The 16,511-nt window shown below is 45.6% G+C and carries 15 protein-coding genes and 2 pseudogenes; 2 read left to right on the forward strand and 15 right to left on the reverse strand.

The genetic code is table 11. The features are described from left to right. Window positions 1-274: 274 nt before the first annotated feature. From BXP28_RS10560 to BXP28_RS23595, 6 genes and pseudogenes are all read right to left on the reverse strand, one after another. A pseudogene (locus tag BXP28_RS10560) lies at window positions 275-1,101 on the reverse strand (IS256 family transposase); the annotation flags it as partial. Between the two features lie 720 nt (window positions 1,102-1,821). Next, window positions 1,822-2,046, reverse strand: coding sequence for a helix-turn-helix domain-containing protein (locus BXP28_RS10565; protein WP_024094813.1), 225 nt, complete (start codon window positions 2,044-2,046; stop codon window positions 1,822-1,824). A 140-nt stretch (window positions 2,047-2,186) separates the two neighbouring features. Continuing rightward, window positions 2,187-3,506: a purine/pyrimidine permease gene (locus BXP28_RS10570; RefSeq protein ID WP_367869713.1), complete on the reverse strand. Its 1,320-nt coding sequence runs from the start codon at window positions 3,504-3,506 to the stop codon at window positions 2,187-2,189. A gap of 135 nt (window positions 3,507-3,641) precedes the next feature. After that, window positions 3,642-4,568, reverse strand: a pseudogene (locus BXP28_RS10575) (dihydroorotate dehydrogenase); the annotation flags it as partial. Beyond that, window positions 4,549-5,250, reverse strand: a complete 702-nt coding sequence (locus BXP28_RS10580; protein ID WP_024094816.1) for a dihydroorotate dehydrogenase electron transfer subunit — start codon at window positions 5,248-5,250, stop codon at window positions 4,549-4,551. The pseudogene BXP28_RS10575 and the gene BXP28_RS10580, both read right to left, overlap by 20 nt. Before the next feature lie 227 nt (window positions 5,251-5,477). After that, entirely contained in the window at window positions 5,478-5,582 is a 105-nt protein-coding gene (locus BXP28_RS23595; protein ID WP_188318623.1) for a sporulation protein YjcZ, read from the reverse strand. Window positions 5,583-5,665: 83 nt separating this feature from the next. On the opposite strand from BXP28_RS23595, the gene BXP28_RS10585 reads away from it, so the two are divergent. Next, window positions 5,666-6,532: a ketoacyl-ACP synthase III gene (locus tag BXP28_RS10585; RefSeq protein ID WP_024094817.1), complete on the forward strand. Its 867-nt coding sequence runs from the start codon at window positions 5,666-5,668 to the stop codon at window positions 6,530-6,532. Window positions 6,533-6,615: 83 nt separating this feature from the next. On the opposite strand, the gene BXP28_RS10590 is transcribed toward BXP28_RS10585, so the two are convergent. From BXP28_RS10590 to BXP28_RS10605, 3 genes are all read right to left on the reverse strand, one after another. After that, window positions 6,616-7,452, reverse strand: a complete 837-nt coding sequence (locus BXP28_RS10590) for a glycosyltransferase family 2 protein (protein ID WP_023482894.1) — start codon at window positions 7,450-7,452, stop codon at window positions 6,616-6,618. Beyond that, the gene (locus BXP28_RS10595; protein ID WP_167552502.1) at window positions 7,439-8,164 is read right to left on the reverse strand and encodes a glycosyltransferase family 2 protein; all 726 of its coding nucleotides are present in this window, start codon (window positions 8,162-8,164) and stop codon (window positions 7,439-7,441) included. The genes BXP28_RS10590 and BXP28_RS10595 overlap by 14 nt, the downstream gene beginning before the upstream one ends. A 294-nt stretch (window positions 8,165-8,458) precedes the next feature. Beyond that, the gene (locus BXP28_RS10605; protein WP_235430738.1) at window positions 8,459-9,250 is read right to left on the reverse strand and encodes a glycosyltransferase family 2 protein; all 792 of its coding nucleotides are present in this window, start codon (window positions 9,248-9,250) and stop codon (window positions 8,459-8,461) included. Window positions 9,251-9,330: 80 nt separating this feature from the next. Between BXP28_RS10605 and BXP28_RS10610 the strand changes: the two genes are divergently transcribed. After that, window positions 9,331-10,323, forward strand: a complete 993-nt coding sequence (locus tag BXP28_RS10610) for an NAD-dependent epimerase/dehydratase family protein (protein WP_257125686.1) — start codon at window positions 9,331-9,333, stop codon at window positions 10,321-10,323. An 81-nt stretch (window positions 10,324-10,404) separates the two neighbouring features. Here BXP28_RS10610 and BXP28_RS10615 read toward each other — a convergent pair whose 3' ends face one another. From BXP28_RS10615 to BXP28_RS10640, 6 genes are read right to left on the reverse strand one after another with little or no spacing between them, the layout of a single operon-like run. Beyond that, the gene (locus tag BXP28_RS10615) at window positions 10,405-11,124 is read right to left on the reverse strand and encodes a glycosyltransferase family 2 protein (protein WP_023482890.1); all 720 of its coding nucleotides are present in this window, start codon (window positions 11,122-11,124) and stop codon (window positions 10,405-10,407) included. 7 nt (window positions 11,125-11,131) lie between these two features. After that, window positions 11,132-12,037 carry an NAD-dependent epimerase/dehydratase family protein gene (locus BXP28_RS10620; RefSeq protein ID WP_023482889.1) on the reverse strand — a complete coding sequence of 302 codons (906 nt, stop codon included), beginning with the start codon at window positions 12,035-12,037 and terminating at the stop codon, window positions 11,132-11,134. After that, window positions 12,034-12,864, reverse strand: a complete 831-nt coding sequence (locus BXP28_RS10625) for a dTDP-4-dehydrorhamnose reductase family protein (protein WP_024094822.1) — start codon at window positions 12,862-12,864, stop codon at window positions 12,034-12,036. The genes BXP28_RS10620 and BXP28_RS10625 overlap by 4 nt, the downstream gene beginning before the upstream one ends. After that, on the reverse strand, window positions 12,861-13,847 hold the full coding sequence (locus tag BXP28_RS10630; RefSeq protein ID WP_023482887.1) for a polysaccharide biosynthesis protein: 987 nt from the start codon (window positions 13,845-13,847) through the stop codon (window positions 12,861-12,863). The genes BXP28_RS10625 and BXP28_RS10630 overlap by 4 nt, the downstream gene beginning before the upstream one ends. Next, complete coding sequence (gene wecB, locus BXP28_RS10635; RefSeq protein WP_023482886.1) at window positions 13,837-14,931, reverse strand: non-hydrolyzing UDP-N-acetylglucosamine 2-epimerase; 1,095 nt, start codon at window positions 14,929-14,931, stop codon at window positions 13,837-13,839. Before wecB ends, BXP28_RS10630 begins: the two co-directional genes overlap by 11 nt. Continuing rightward, window positions 14,928-16,388 carry a glycosyltransferase family 4 protein gene (locus BXP28_RS10640; RefSeq protein WP_051427894.1) on the reverse strand — a complete coding sequence of 487 codons (1,461 nt, stop codon included), beginning with the start codon at window positions 16,386-16,388 and terminating at the stop codon, window positions 14,928-14,930. Before BXP28_RS10640 ends, wecB begins: the two co-directional genes overlap by 4 nt. Window positions 16,389-16,511 lie beyond the last annotated feature (123 nt).

The following is a 16,511-nucleotide window of genomic DNA, read 5'->3' on the forward strand; positions in this document are numbered from 1 at the left end:
AGGGTACTTATATTCAGTATTGGTTTGATAGCAGCTCAAGTAGTAAACATCTTGTAAATGTTGGAGTTCTTAGGTATCCGGATTATTATCGTTTAGATCATGTAGTAGTAGCGCCTGGAGCTGTTACTGGAGACAGCAAAACTATCCCACAGGATGGATATTACTACGTTAGAGCAGTTTGTGGAGGGAAAGGACAGTTTGGGTGCTCCGGGGTCTGTCAAGATTTATGTGTAAACTTTTTTAAAAGTATTTCCCCCGAGGGGGAAATCGTGTTCTAGCACAAGTGGTGGCCGACTCGATCCGGGAAAAAAACGGAGAACTGAAGTAGCATTTGCCCCCAGTTTTGAACCCGGCCGGTCCATTTGTGGGTGACATCCATCGTCGTCAGATAGAGCATTTTGAGCAGGGCTTCGTCGGTAGGAAAGATACTTTTGCCTTTTGTCACTTTCCGAAGCTGACGGTGGTAGCTCTCGATCATATTGGTTGTGTAGATGAGTCTTCGGATCTCCGGCGGATACTTGAAAAAGGTAGCCAGTTCTGCCCAGTTATTTCGCCAAGACCGGATAATGAGCGGGTATTTGGTGCCCCATACTTCTTCAAAACGATCCAGTTCCAGTAGAGCGGCTTCTTCGGTAGAAGCCTTGTAAATAGGCTTTAAATCGGCGGTGACCTTCTTCAAATCTTTGTAAGAGACATAGCGGGTAGAATTCCGGATCTGGGGATGATACATTTTTGGATTTCCGTCTTAAGATAGCTTGCCGTAATGGCCTCCGAGAACCCATTCAGGTTGTCTACACACGTAATGAGAATGTCCTGGACGCCACGGTTTTTCAGGTCATTCAGCACGCTGATCCAAAATTTGGATGATTCGTTTTCGCCGATCCACATCCCCAATACGTCTTTGTTGCCGTCCAAATCGATGCCAATGACCATGTACGCCGCCTTGCTGACGATGGCCCCGTCCTGTTTGACTTTGAAATGAATAGCATCCAGAAAGACAACCGCGTATACGCCTTGCAAGGGGCGATTCTGCCATTCTTTGATAAGGGGTACAATCTTATTCGTCACATTGGAAATGAGCGTGGGCGAAACCTCAATACCGTCCCCATGTGTTCTCCCCAACCTTTCAGTTACTTTCATTTTAGTAGATTTGAGAGTTTACACAAACTATTTTACAGACTCGTGCTCCGGTACAGCTAGAATAAGTGTTGTTAGTTATTAAAACTAATAAAAACGTCCTCTGTAAAATGAGGACGTTTTTATTCCCTTATTTTCCGATGTATCCTGAATCACTTAATGAATTTGCAACTTTGATTAATTGTTCCTGTGTCAACTTATTATTTTTCTTAAAAGCTATGATACTATAAACAACATCTTCACGACGAAAAACAATATGATGAACTACGTCATCATCATAGTAGTACACCTTTGTTCCATCTTTAAGAATCATTTCATTTTTATTACTGAACCTTACAGGATATGATACACAGTTTCCATAGTACCCGTACGTGCATTATCAAAAGGACTTTGTATATAATTACTTTTTTAAGTAGGGTGTGGTAAGGCGATCCAGTTCCTGCTCAAGCCCAGAATTAGCTTGTATATTCATACACTAGCTCCTTCCATGTATAATTGTCAATTCCCTACCGAGGATAATCGTCTATTCCCTGCCGAGTTCTACAATTCGTTTGAACCGGGCGTAATATCGCGGAGAGCATCGGCTTCTGTCAATCTGTTTCCATACAAAAAAGCCTCTTAAATCTTCGTTTCAAAAGAAATAAAGATTCAAAAGGCTTTACTTTGGAAGGGATGATGCAGTTATCAGATGTTCAGTTCCCCAAGCTTTATCAGCTCGACAACCGCTTGTGAACGACCCTTCACATTTAATTTTTGCATCACATTGGAGATATGATTGCGTACGGTCTTTTCGCTGATAAATAACTGCTGCGCGATATCTTTTGTCGTCTTGTCCTGCACCAGTAATTCAAAGACTTCGCGTTCGCGGTTGGTTAATAAAAATTTGTTTTTATGGTCGCTGCCCTTCAAGTGTCACCCCTCCTTGCCCGGGATTTATTTATTACAAGGGTAAGGGATACAGTCAAATCCATAGTATGAGGGGCACCGGGCATTGGTGCGGTAACAAGGGAAAAATGGGCCATTCCCACAGGATGAATCTCACTTAAGTCTTATCTTGATTTCGATACCTGCTTTCCGTTTTTACGGTCAAGGAGGCGCCGGCCTTGTTCCAATACGATATAGGTTACCATTCCCAGAATTAATCCATTATTGGCAACCGTACGCAGCAGGCCGGGCAGATGGCCGATCGCCTGGGCAGGAATGAACATAGATCCGATGCCTACCATCATAGACACGCCCAGAATAAATTTGTTATGCTCATCCAGCTTTATTTTTTTATATTCGTTCAATCCAAGTCCGATCATAGAAGCAAACGGAACAAAAATAGTCGCATAGCCCACTGGCATGGGAATGGAAGAAAAAAAGGATGTCAGCACCGGGAAAAAACTGATTCTTATCATAAAGAAACTTGCAATGATGAAAGGAAGCCGTTGATAGATGCCTGTTGTCAATACAAACCCGGCGGTACCTGAAATAGGTACGCAGCCCATGGCGGAAAAAACGCCACCCAAGGCAGTGTTTACCCCCATAATCAGGGTCGTTCGGTTGTGCCGGACCGGTTTTACTTCCCCGCCTTTTTCCCGGATGACTCCCTGCATTACATGAATACTTGTAATCATATTGGTTAAAAGAAGAAGGCTGATAAAAACCGAAGTTAGGAGAATACCCGGATCAAATTGAGGCATCCCCCAGGCAAACGGCTCCGGGGCAGAGAATAGGGTATCAGCCAGCGACTGCTTCTGACTTACACCAAATATAATAAACAAAAGCCAGCCGACAAAAAGGCTGATCAGGACAGAATAATTGCGCAAAAAAGCCCATCTCATTCGCGGCATGACCATAGCCAGAATTAATGTTAGTATTGCCGGGACGGCTACCCGCAAGTTAATCTCTTCTGAACCCAGATAGCCAATTCCCATCATTCCTTTCATAAATGAGCCGCTAAGCTGGGCCACCAGCAAGAGCAGATACGTTCCAATCACAAGGGGGGTAAATAGTCTGCCCAGCGCATCTGTCCACTTGAACAAGGCAATTACCACAAACAAAATACCCGCTATAAACATCCCCATTTCCAGTTGCTGAAGGCCCGCCTCAAGGCCAAGAGTACCGGAAACAATGAGTCCTGCATAAACGGTGAAAACCCCCCACCAAAGCCCGGCGGGATTTTCCATCAGAGGCAGACGGTGCCCGAACATCGTTTGCAATAACCCGGATATTCCAATCAGCAAGAAAGTCCGCTGCATCATACTGGAAATATCTTCAGGCGGCAGGCCCAGCGCATGGCCGGCGGCCAAAGGAGCTACGAGACTTCCTGCTAGAATAAATACTACCCATTGAATGGAAGAAAAAACTGTTTTCATTGGGCCCATCACCTTACTCTCTATCTGACGTAAAGGCTGCCAGTCTACGGACCAGGCAAGCCCTATTAAGGGTATAAGGGAAAACCAGCCGGAGCAAGCTGCAAAAAAACCGTTTTTCTCCCAAAATGAAGGGATTTTTTCATACAACCCCCGGATTTCATCCCACGTTTGTATTTTTTCGCGTTCCATGTATTGTTCTAACCCCCTGACAAGCTCCTCACCGGCCCTCAGGTTCATAAAGTTATAGGTACCGATCTGCACAATAGAGGCTCCAGCCATGATAAACTCAACAGCATCTTCGGCCGATGAAATCCCACCCATTCCAATTACCGGGATATTCACATGCCGAGCGACCTGGTGAACCATCCGCAAGGCAATCGGTTTAATAGCCGGACCGGACAAGCCCGCATACAGGTTGGTAAAGACGCTTTGCTTCTTTTGAATATCTATCTTCATACCCGTGAAGGTATTCACCAGGGAAACCGCATCTGCTCCCTCTTCTTCACACATCACAGCCATAGAGACAATATCCCTGGCATTAGGAGAAAGCTTTACGGCCAGCGGAAGCCCGGTAGCCTGTCTGACTTCCCTGACTACTTCCCTCGCTATTTCAGTTTCTATTCCGAATGCCATTCCTCCCTCTTTCACATTAGGACAGGAAATATTCAATTCGATCATGCTGATGCCCCTCAGTCCCAGCGCTCTTCTTTTGTTCTCGTTATCCGTAAGCAATTTGGCTCCAAGAACATATTCTTCCAATGTCCCGCCGCCCAGATTTGTAATAAGAACTGTATTTAGAAGTCCAAGCTCATCCAAATCATATTCAAGAAAAGCTTTAATTCCCGGGTTCTCCAAACCTACGCTGTTTAGAAGACCGGAAGGCGTCTCGTAAATCCTGGTACCTGAATTCCCGCAGCGGGGTTGAAGAGTCAGCCCTTTTAACGCAATTCCGCCAAGCATGGACAGATCATAGAACTGTGCATATTCCTTGCCGAAACCAAATGTTCCGGAAGCCATCACTATGGGGTTTTTAAACGTGACACCTGCTATTTTACAAGTCATGTCCAGCATAAAGGTTTACCTCCTCTGCAGCAAATACAGGTCCGTCCGAGCAAATTTTACGGTTACCATGTTTGGTGGCTATACTGCAGCCGAGGCAGGCTCCAACCCCGCAGGCCATCCTTTTCTCAAGCGAAACGTACAGCCGGGCGCGGCTTCCTTTCATGCGCTCTGCCAAGGCTCTCATCATCCCCAAAGACCCGCAGCAATACACAGCATCATAAGCATCAGGCTCAAGATCATTCATAATATATCCGCCGATATTGACCACTATTTTTCCGGCTGCCTGTTCAAACGCTTCAACCCGAAAAGACTTACCGCTAAAACCAAGGTAAACGTCTGCATTCGGCAACCTTTTAGCTGCATACAATAGCGGAGCAGTTCCCATCCCGCCTCCGATCAGGGCTACCTTATTTTCCGTATAAGGATATCCGTTGCCGAATGGCCCCTCCAGCATAAGGGTGTCCCCCGGCTTCAAGGCCGTAAGCAGCTCAGTACCTTCCCCGACTTTTCTATATAAAAAGCTGATATATCCTTTCCCAATGTCATGGATGCTGATGGGACGGGATAAAACAGGATAATTGTCCCATGCTCGGAGCATGTAGAACTGTCCCATTTCTCCGTGATAATCTCCTTCAATATTCATCCAAAACACATCCGGTGCCACTTGTTCATTAGATAGGACTAATCTCAAAGCCTGGTCCCCTCCCTCTTGGTATTATAATCCCTATAATGATGAACGATCCCTGTCACACATGGCTGTATCCTTTTTCACAAATAGAAAATGACTTTACAGAACTTTTAGCGAAAAACGAAATTTTTTTTAAAGAAAGGGCGGCTTGTCCGCATCCGAACAATGTGCATTCATACAAAATAGAATAACCCGGCCTTCAAAAAAGTCCGGGTTTCCTTTAGAGCTTTTTAGTAAAGCCAAGTACGGCTTACGATAACCAACAGAATAAACAATACTAAAATCGCTCCTGTACTTGTAAATCCGCAATATCCGTTTCCTCCGACTCCACTCATGGTTCATTCCCCTTTCTATTGGATTGAACTACATTAATATTGTATGAAAAGGCACAGATTAAGGATTGGACGATTATCATTTAATGGAATTTCATACGAGTGATGAGTGGATTGTACAACGCACGGGGATACGTGAACGCAGAATTACAACTGAAACGGAATTTACCAGCCACTTATGTATCCGTGCCGTGGAAAATTTACTGGAAAGCTACGGCGGATCACTGGAAGATGTTGATTTGATTTTAGTAGCTACCCATACACCTGATGTTCCCTTTCCTTCCGTAGCCTCACTTGTACAAAAACATTTTGATGTCCGCCATACCGGAGCACTTGACGTAAATGCGACCTGTGCCGGATTCACTTATGCCCTTCATATGGCTAATAGCTTAATAACAGCCGGACTACATAACAAGATTCTGGTCATCGGAGCCGATACCTTATCTAAAATAACGGACTACACTGACCGTACTACCTGTATTCTATTTGATGACGGGGCAGGGGCCTTTCTCGCCCATCATCTGGGTTCGGACGGTAAGGGCGGAATTCATCTTTACCGTGCCAGGCTTGCAGATCAGTTGGATGGCTACCCACTTGCCGGGGAAGGAAATCTTGTCCAGAACTGCCGGGAAGTTTACCGGTTTGCTGTCAGTACCGTTCCCAAGGGAGTGAACACTCTGCTTGAGCAAGCAGAACTTGAAGCCAAGGATATCGACTGGTTCATTCCTCACAGTGCCAACCTCCGAATTATTGAAGTTCTAGAGGAAAGAACGGGAATTCCCGTGGAACATACGCTGTATAACCTTGAATACTTCGGAAATACCTCTGCCGCTTCTATCCCTCTTGCTTTGCATATAGGCATTAAAGAAGGCAAAGTAAAAAAAGGCGACCGCATTTTACTTTACGGTTTTGGAGGGGGATATGTCCATGGCGGAATTATTTTTACCTGGTAGGCCTCTTTTAACTACGAAAGGGCATGATTCGAAAAACCGGTTCTTGAGAATCCATGCCCTTTCCTTAAAGACATCCCCTTCATTTACTCTCCCAATGATAAGGAGCTCCGTTCATCCTTTCTGTCCCCTTCTTTGTCCTGCGTATGCGGCATCCCTCCTTCCGTTTTAGCATTCCGGAATAAAGTCCCTTTTTGTGTAAGCACAATGGGATCCATTACCCATTTCTCCATAAATAACTTCCGGTTTCTGTCCAGAAGCCGGCGGATATATTTTTCTCCGTATTTTTTAAAGCTGGCAGAACCATGATGAAATATAAATACATCCCCGGCAATTTTAAGGTTAAAACCTGCTAAAAGGGCGCGGTAACAGTAATCATCGTCTTCATAATGCCCCGGGGAAAAACGCTCATCCAGCAGCCCGATTTTTTCCACCAGTTCCCGTTTTATCAACATGCACAGCCCGACAATCCGGTTAACCTCTTTCCATTTCAGCGGATTGGGCTCATTCATCTTGGCCATTATCTCTTCCAGACATGTAAAAGGTTCGCTTATTTGCTGCTCCCCATTCGCATAATTGCTCATCGGCCCGACAATTCCGGTTTTGGGATCATGGTTTAAGCAGGCCAACATACGATCCAGCCACTCTTTCGTTACCAGGGTATCGTTATTTAAAAGCAAAATGCTTTCTCCTGAGGCGATCTTTATTCCGGCATTGCAGGCGGTAGGAAACCCCGTCTTCTTAGGGAGACGAACGACTCTTATCTTTTTTTTCAAACAATAGGATACAGACTTATCAGACGATCCATTATCTACCACTATGATTTCATGAGGCAGATGGGTGTGGGTTTGAATGGAACGGATACATTCCCTCAGCATCCGGCCTCCATTGTAATTTGGAATAATGATACTAGTCGCTAACATGAGCTCCTCCTCCGACAAATTCCCGCCTTCTCATGGAATCAGGATGCAGATAACGCACCCCCAAATCCTGCATGACAAAATGGATAGCCTCCAAGTGGTCTCCAATAATCATCTGGGATACCGGGTTGAGGGAACCCTGATTCCCGGCTCTCCGCCGGTTCCTTTTTATAACGTTAACCGATGCCGGCGATACTATCGTAAGACCATTGATAATAGCCATGGCATGAGCTCTCGGGGGAACCATAAGATTTTCTATACCGATAATTTCAAGTGCCCGCCTGGACAGTGCATGAGGGACGGCTGTCATGGAGTCCGCACCCAGATCGGATCTTCCCAGACTGGTATTCAAGAACTGTTTCAATACAGTCACTTTATCGCGATCTGCAAATACAGGAAGATAAGGCCCCATATGATTTAATGCCACGTCCGCACCTTGCTGGATAGCACGAATATAAGGCTTAAGCTGTTCTGCTGAGACGGGAATATCCGCATCAATAAAAAGCAGTATGTCCGACACCGCTACCTTGGCACCGATAGTCCGGCCCACATCGTGGCCTACAGGCTCATTATAAGAAAGGACGGTTGCGGTCGGATGCTGCTTGGCAATGTCAAACGTGTGATCTTGGCAACCGTTCACCACGATAATCAATTCCTGGGGGGCAAGACGGTCCATCTCATTTAGAAGTCTGCCCAGTGTTTTTTCTTCATTCATAGCGGAGACAATTACCGCTACAGAATCCGGCCGCTTGCGGGACATTACTTGTATTTGAGGAAGCGCCCTTTTTTATTCTGACTGGCATGGGGCATTTGTTTTTTCCGCTGCTTTTTTCGTGCTGCCTCCCTTAGGGATGGGCGACTGGATGCAGAAACCAGCAGCCTTCCTTTCCTCGGTAGGAAGGTTTCTTTTAAGTGTATTTGCACTTCCTTTCTTCCCGCCGAGCTTCTCTTGGACGGTTCTGTAAAATGAACGGATGCCTTGCCCGAATTCTTGTAGGTTATCATATTTTCACCTCACTAAATGCCTTTGCCGCATGTGATCTGTAAATCCTCCCCGCATATCGGTATATTTGATCCATTCGTGCAACGCCTCCAGATGATCCCCCACAATGAGTCCTGTTAACGGATCAGGCCCATGCTCTCTTCGCCGTCTCGGATTGTTCGCACCTACCCGTACATAATGTACCGGTTCCACCCTAAGTCCCTTTAAAACAGCCAAGGCAAGAGCTTTGGGCGGAACAGCCAGGCATTCTGTCCCTAACGTTTCTACCGCTCTCCTGCTCAACGCATGAGGAATAGCTGTCATGGAAGTTCCAAGCAGATCCTGTCTGGACATGACAATGCTGAGAGCATGTTTTGCCAGGACTACATCATGCACCCGATGTTGATGTGTGAGACCCTTATATTTATTCAGAGCTATATCTACTCCTGAGAAGACTGCTTTGATAAAAGGAACCAGTTCCTTGGAAGGTATTACGATATCCCCATCTATAAACAGTAAAACATTTCCCTTGGCATAGCTTGCTCCTACACTCCGGCCAACATCATGTCCGAGCGGCTCAGGATACCATAGAACGGTAGCTCCCATATCTTCAGCAAGCTTTCTCGTGCCGTCTGTGGAACCGTTGGCGACCACGATCACTTCCATAGAAGGGTGCAACCCAAAAATCCCCTGCAGTACACCCGGTAACGTCCGGCTTTCATTATAAACAGGAAGGATGACTGAAACTTCCGGGCGAAATTCTTCCTGCATCACATCCTGCTGCAGGTCCAAGTCCTGCTTCATACCGCCTTGGTTCAAATGAATCAACTCCTGTTCCTACGGCCTTTTCTTATAGTGTATGAATGCCCCGCCTGATGGGCAGGGCAGGAGTATATCTTGTGGAAAATCGGGCTGGCGGGGCATTCCTTTTTTGCGTACGATACATCATCAAATGCAAAGGAGGTTCCCAGGATGAAGGTTGCCGTTACTGGGGGGCCGGATTCATCGGCTCCCACTTGGTAGATGAACTTGTGGAGTCCGGCCATGAAGTACATGTTATTGATAATTTAAGTTCAGGATACAGGGAATACGTTCACCCAAAAGCCTATTTTCATCTGCTTGACATCAGAGAGGAGTCTTGCAGGGCATGGATTCATAAGGAGAAGCCTGCTCTTTTCTATCATTTAGCTGCACAGGCAGATGTGCAGCTTTCTCTGCTGCACCCTTATGTCGATGGAGATGTAAACATTACAGGGACAGTGAAGCTGTTGAAAACTTGTGCGGAAAGCGGTGTCCAAAAGTTTGTTTTCGCCTCTACTTCAGGAGTTTATGGGGAATTACAAAAAGAACGGGTCACCGAAACTGATCCAGTACAGCCCATTTCTTTTTACGGGTTGTCCAAGTGTACGGCAGAATCCTACATCCGGCTGTTTTATATGTTGTTTGGATTACCCTTTACAATTCTGCGATTTGGCAATGTCTATGGTCCGAGGCAAACTCCAAAAGGGGAAGGCGGTGTAGTGGCCTTATTTGTAAAAAGGATGAAAGAAGGTCTTCCTCTAACCGTATATGGGGATGGGGAACAAACACGAGACTTTATTTACGTAAATGATGTCGTCACTGCCCTTACGGCCTCTGCTTCAAAAGGGAACCAAGAAATCTATCATGTTAGTACAGGTACGCACACTTCTGTAAATGACCTGGTCAGACACTTGGCCAAAGTCCACTCCCAACCGGTTGAGATTCTATCCCGTCCAGCCCGCCCCGGGGATATTAGACACAGCTGCCTGTCAGCCTTAAAAGCAGAAAAAGAGTTGGAATGGAAAGCAGGAACTGCTTTAGAGGTTGGTTTGGCAACTACTTATCATTCTTATCCGGTATCTCTTCAATAAGAAGGATGCCTGCTGAAAACCTCTCAGCAGGCTTACTAACTCCAAAGGTTTGACCATATGTCCAGCTGTTTCCTTACCTTCTTACCGGTTCTTCATTCTTTCCACGATAGTAGTCAAATACGGTTCGTATTTTTGCTGAATAACACTTATTTCGTGTTTAATTTGGGTATGATATTTGTTCGTCCCCATTTCCTCATGCCACCTGTACAAAGTAAGCGGTTCATCCAGAAAATCAATTGGAATGCCGGTAAGCAATACCCGGATCCAGTAGTCATAATCGTGTGTATAACGGAAAGTTTCATCAAAGAGGCCAACCTGCTTGGGTATATCTCTATGCATCATCAATGTGCATCCGTTGACCGGGTCTATAGTAAGGAAAGAGCGCACAAACTCGGATGGGGAAGAAAACCTCGCGGCCGCATTGTGTTTAATTATTTCATTACGCTCGTTGATTTCATCATAGGAAGTAAAGCTGATCCTTGAGCCTACTTCCTGCATCCATTGCAATTGGCGTTGAACCTTCAAGGGATAAAACTGGTCGTCAGAGCTGAGCCAGGCTATATATTCTCCGCTTGCCAAGCTGATCCCATAATTTAATGCGCTTGCGGTGCCGCCATTCGCTTTTCCTATATAATGAATTTGGGAAAGATAGGGTTCAATGCGCTCCTTATACAAGGTTGATCCATCATCAATGACTAATACTTCTTTGTGGGGATAGGTCTGATTCAGAGCGCTCTCAATAGCCTGGTGTACGTAAGGGCAATTGTAAACCGGAATGATGATAGTAACTCTGTCTGGCATTGCCTGGTCATTCTCCTTCCCTACTGTTTAGGCTGCGGTTAAAATCCAAAATATCCTTCAGGGACTGATTGAAGGATATAACCGGCTGCCATCCCAGCTGCTTTAATGGCTGTGCGGAGACTGGCTGGGGTATCTCAGCTTGTAAGGCATCTCCTATCTCCAAAGGGAGCATCCGGGGTACCATTTGTGAAAAGGCGGCAACAATTTCCCCAAGGGATCGGAGTACCCCTGAACCAATGGAATAGGTCTCCCCATCCTTTCCCTTTTCTAAAATAACCGCATAAGCGGAGACAGCATCCCTTACGTCCAGATAATCCCTCTCTTCTGTACTTGAAGAAAGCCGGAACGGTTTGTTTTCCTCTCCACGTTCAAATTTGGCAATTGCCCTGGCTAATAGTCCGCAAATCCCCGTTGAAAAACCGGGACCTATCAAGTTGGACGGCTCTCCCAGAAGAATTTTTTGGTGAAAAAGATGCCGCCATGCCTTAGCTGTAAATTGCTGTAATGTCTTGCTTAAAGCATAGGGATGCGCGGGGGCAGGATCTTCCGTAACCTCAAAACGAAGCATGGAACCTACAATCAATGTCCGGCAAGAAGGAAAAACCCGAAGTGCATCCAGGAGATTTATAGTCCCGAGTACATTGCTTTCAAAATAATGGGCCGGCTGCACCCAAGATTCCGCTACTGAATTCTTTCCCGCCAAATGGAGCACATAATCCGGCCGGACTCGCTGAATAATGGATTGAATTTGTTCCGGATGGTTTAAATCTCCTGTTACTGTAAACCAAGGCAAGCCTTCCTCCACCGGGCCGCGAATCAAGCCGGTCACTTTATATCCTTGGCTGTTAAAGTATTTACACGCATGTCTTCCTGAAAATCCGTTAGCTCCCGTGATAAGAATGTGCCCTTTCATCTTCCGGCCATCCACTCTTTAAGTTCTGTCAGCATCTGTTCATAATCAGGAACCCGGTATACCATATCTTTGCGGGTACTTCTGAGCGTTCGGTCGAGCTTCACCTTACTGTCGGGAATTAGTTCGACATCCTTTTTTTCGAAGATGTTACGAAACAACTGAAGAAGCTCATATTTGCTTACCTGTTCTGGTGCTGTAAGATGCACGATTCCATTTAATGAGGTATCTTCCATAACATGATGGACAAATTTGGCCAATTCCAGGGTGGTAACTCCGTTCCAGTAAGCTTCGGTGTATCCTTTCACTTCCCCGGATTGATTTAAAAACCAGTTTAGAAGTCCGATTCCATTCTGCCTGATTTCAGGACCCACTATAGAGGTCCTAATGGTTAGATGGGGAGCGTCCTTAACTTCTCCCATAGCCTTGGAGCGGGAATATACCGTAAAACCATCCGGTCGTTCCCACTCTTCATGTCCTCCCTGTTTACCCGAAAAAACACAGTCCGTGCTGATTTGAACCAACTTGCCACCCACCTGATTAACGACTTGCTTTAAAAGATGCGGAAGCCTGCCGTTCACATGATAAGCTTGTGCGGGATCTCTTTCGGCAGAATCATTTAGAATACCGATGCAGTTTACCAAAATATCGGGATGAACGGCTTCAACAACATGGCGGACAAGAACAAGGTCCCGGGCATCTGTGTACAGGCTGCCCGGATCTTTTTGGTTTCTTGATGTATAAAACACAGAATGTGGGGTTTTCTCACGAAAATATCTAACCATTAGATGTCCTGCCATCCCATCTCCCCCCATGATGAGCACTTTCATGATAAAAATCCCCCTTTCATCAGCATCTCCTTGATTTGTTTCTTGGCCATCAGCGTCTGGTCTGATTTATAACTCGTGATGTTTGCGTCAGGATATCCTTGATAATGTTTTTTCAGATGGGGAAAATCCAGTGTAGGCAATATGCAGAGGTACTGTTCATCGTAAACTAGTGTACTTTTGCTTTCAAACTCCGTCAGCAGCAGTTCATCCATTTTCTCTCCGGGACGAATTCCTGTCTCAATCACGTTATAATCAGGAATCCCCATTTCTTCTGCCAGCACGTCGGCTAAATCCATAATTTTGCAGCTGGGCATGATCATGACAAAGATTTCCCCGCCCTGACTGTCTTGGGATACTTTAAACAAAAGATGAATAGCTTCTTCAATTGTCATAAAAAACCGGGTCATCTGGGGATGGGTGATGGAAATACTTCCTTTTTCTCTTAATTGGTTCATAAACAAATGAACAACACTTCCATTGGTACCCAGTACATTGCCGCCACGAATACAGACAAATGCGGTATTGCTCGGAAGCAGATTGGCATGAACAATTAACTTTTCCCCGATTGCCTTGGTCATGCCATAAAAATTGGATGGATCGGCTGCCTTATCGGTTGAAATATACATCACTTTTTTCACATTATTCTCCATTGCAGCTTCGATAACATTTTGCGTTCCTACTACATTGGTTTTAAGTGCCTCGTAAGGCTGTTCCTCACAAACAGGCACATGTTTTAAAGCAGCCAAATGAAATACGTAATTGACGCCTTTGCATGCCCGGCTCAAAGCCTCACGGTCCCTTATATCCCCAATACAAAAGGTTAACCGGTTATCTTCAAACTCCCTTTCCATTGCCACTTGTGTGGATTCATTCCGGGAGAAAATCACGACTTCTCGGGGATTTTGCGGAAGAAGCTGCTTAATCAATTCATGTCCCCAGGATCCGGTACCTCCTGTAACTAATACTTTGGTTTCACGAAACATCCAGTTTCCCTCCCAGCAAAAATTTCGTCACTTTATCCGATACATCCGTATCCAGATATCCTGCAGGGCAGGACCAATTTCCCTTTAAGCCTGTCATGATCCGGACGGCTTTCATAATTTGTGAAGGTTCAAGACCGGCTACAATATTACTGCCGCAATCCACTGTTTCCGGACGTTCAGTAGTCGTGCGTATAGTGACAGCAGGAACCCCCCATATACAGCATTCCTCCTGGACTGTCCCACTGTCTGTCAGGACACAGCGGGCATGTTTTTCCAGTTTGGCAAAATCGAAAAAACCGAAAGGCTCGTGAAACTCAACAAGAGGATGCAGACGGGTTTCTGATAAATGATTTAATTTGGAACGTGTACGCGGATGGATACTGCAAACCAGCCGCCGGCCGTATTCTTCAGCTACCCCGTTTAAGGCAGACAGGATTTGTTTCAGGTGCTGCAGGTTATCTACATTTTCGGCCCGGTGAGCCGTAACAAGGAAATAATGATTCGGTTCCAGCTGAAGATCAGAGAGAACCCTGCTTGCATCAATTTGAGACTCATGAGTGAGCATCACCTCGTAGATCGGATTACCTATGAGCACAATACGGTGAACCGGGAATCCTTCATTTAGAAGATTTTGTTTACTCTGGGGAGTATAAGGCAGATTGTAAGAAGCTGCGGCATCTATAATCCGTCTGTTTTTTTCTTCAGGAACCCCTAAATCAAAACACCGGTTACCAGCTTCCATATGAATAGTGGGAATCCCCATTCTCTCTGTCAGAACGACGCCGAGTGCGCTGTTCGTGTCTCCTAAAACCAGTACCTTGTCGGGCTTTTCCTGTTCAATAATCCATTCCAGTTCCTTAAAGGTTAAGGCCAGTTGGCCGCCGAGAGAAAGCTGACGGTCACTAAGTACATAGTCAGGCCGTCTTACTCCCAATTGCTGAAAAAAGATGCGGCTTAAAGTGTCTGTGAAATTCTGTCCTGTATATACAATCACGTGGCGTTCGGCAAATTGGTCCAGCTTGTTCAGAATGAGGCTCAGTCTGATAATTTCGGGGCGGGTACCAAGCAGAGTCATAATCTTCATAGGTTCACCTTCCTTATGTCAGTCAGTTTGACTCTCCTGACTGTATTCCTCCGGTTCCTCCGTCTTTTCCGATAAACCGTACGATTTTGATTGACGGACCGCCACCGGGATTTTGTATAAGTAGCCCTGGATTTTCCAGGTACCTTCTTTCCTGTTTTTTTCTTTCTCCTTTTTCTGTGAACAATAGATGGAACTTTTTGAACCGGAATCTTTCCAGAAGGTACGGGGGAAACCAAGGGTCCGGTACCATCAGCCTGCCACCTCAAAAGCTGTTCCTGAATCCGGTTCAATATAATATGCAGACGGCTCCGAAAGGCAGTTATTCCAAAAAAAGCTTCTGCTGCTGCTGCATTTTGAATCCCTTGCTGCTTACACGCTTCTTTATGTTCCAACCATGGTTCCACCACTGCCGCCAGCTGTGCAGGTTTTCCTTTCGGTACGAGCGATGCCTGATTATTGGTATTCAGGAAAATTTCCCGCAACCCCCCAGACTCGTAAGCTACAACAGCTTTGCCAAACCCCATACTCTCAAGAGCCGTCATCCCGAATCCTTCTTCCACAAGGCTCGGAACCACGACAACATCCATAGCCGGATAAAGGGTATGAATATGCTTATCAAAAGGGATAAAATGGAACCGGTCTTTCCAGGGGCTGTTTTCCGCTAGCTTCCGGCATTCCTGATAATATTGAATATCAGTAGGTCTCCCGATAATCATAAATCTTGCATGATCCCATTTTGTATTGAGATGAAATGTCATCTGTATAAAATGATCCAGCCCTTTACTCGGGTAAATGTCAGAAGAAATATAACCAATCACCGTTTGCTGTTCGGTTAGACCAAGTTCATTTCTTCTCTTGCAACGTTCCGATGGCCACAACTCAGGTAAAGCCTGGCTCTTGTCAAAGAAAGGATAAAGAATAAAAAGCTTATCAGGATCTATAATTGGACGAAAAGAACGAAGTGAAGCCTCAGAAATGCCAATGATCCAATTGGCATAGCGATCGATGGCCTGGATGGATAGGGAAGTGTACTCATTTTCCGTCATGATTTCGGTGATTATCCATGCAACCGGGATTCCTATTTGCCTAGCAGCGATAGCCAGTAATGCATTTATACACGTATTGGCCACAACTACATCCGGCCGCTCTGCCGTCAGGAGATTCGTAAGAAGGGTCATTTCCGGTCCCCCCTTCTCTAAAACCATTTGTTCCGCTTGGTTCATTGAGAAAGATGGAGTATACATTTCCCAAAGCAGAGGATAGTTCTGTACAAGAGTACGTATTCCTTTGTTTCTTGCCTCGTAAGCAAGCTGCCCCTCATTGGGAACGACCAGCGTGCATTCATGCTCGCTTTTCAATTGGTCTACAAAAAAAAGCAGCAGCTTCTCAGCGCCGGTTATATGCTCACCGGAGCAGATATGAGAAAACAACATTAGTTTTAACCGGGAATGGTTCATGAAGGCATACCCCTTGTCGCAGCAGGTATGGTATTCACCCCCTTTGAGTATGTAGTACAATATATTAGGGTTCCAGCCCTCTTGGCACGACACTTGAACCCCCTCATTCGTACAATTTATCCA

It is taken from the genome of Paenibacillus larvae subsp. larvae (assembly GCF_002003265.1).
GTDB classification, from domain to species: Bacteria; Bacillota; Bacilli; order Paenibacillales; family NBRC-103111; genus Paenibacillus_H; species Paenibacillus_H larvae.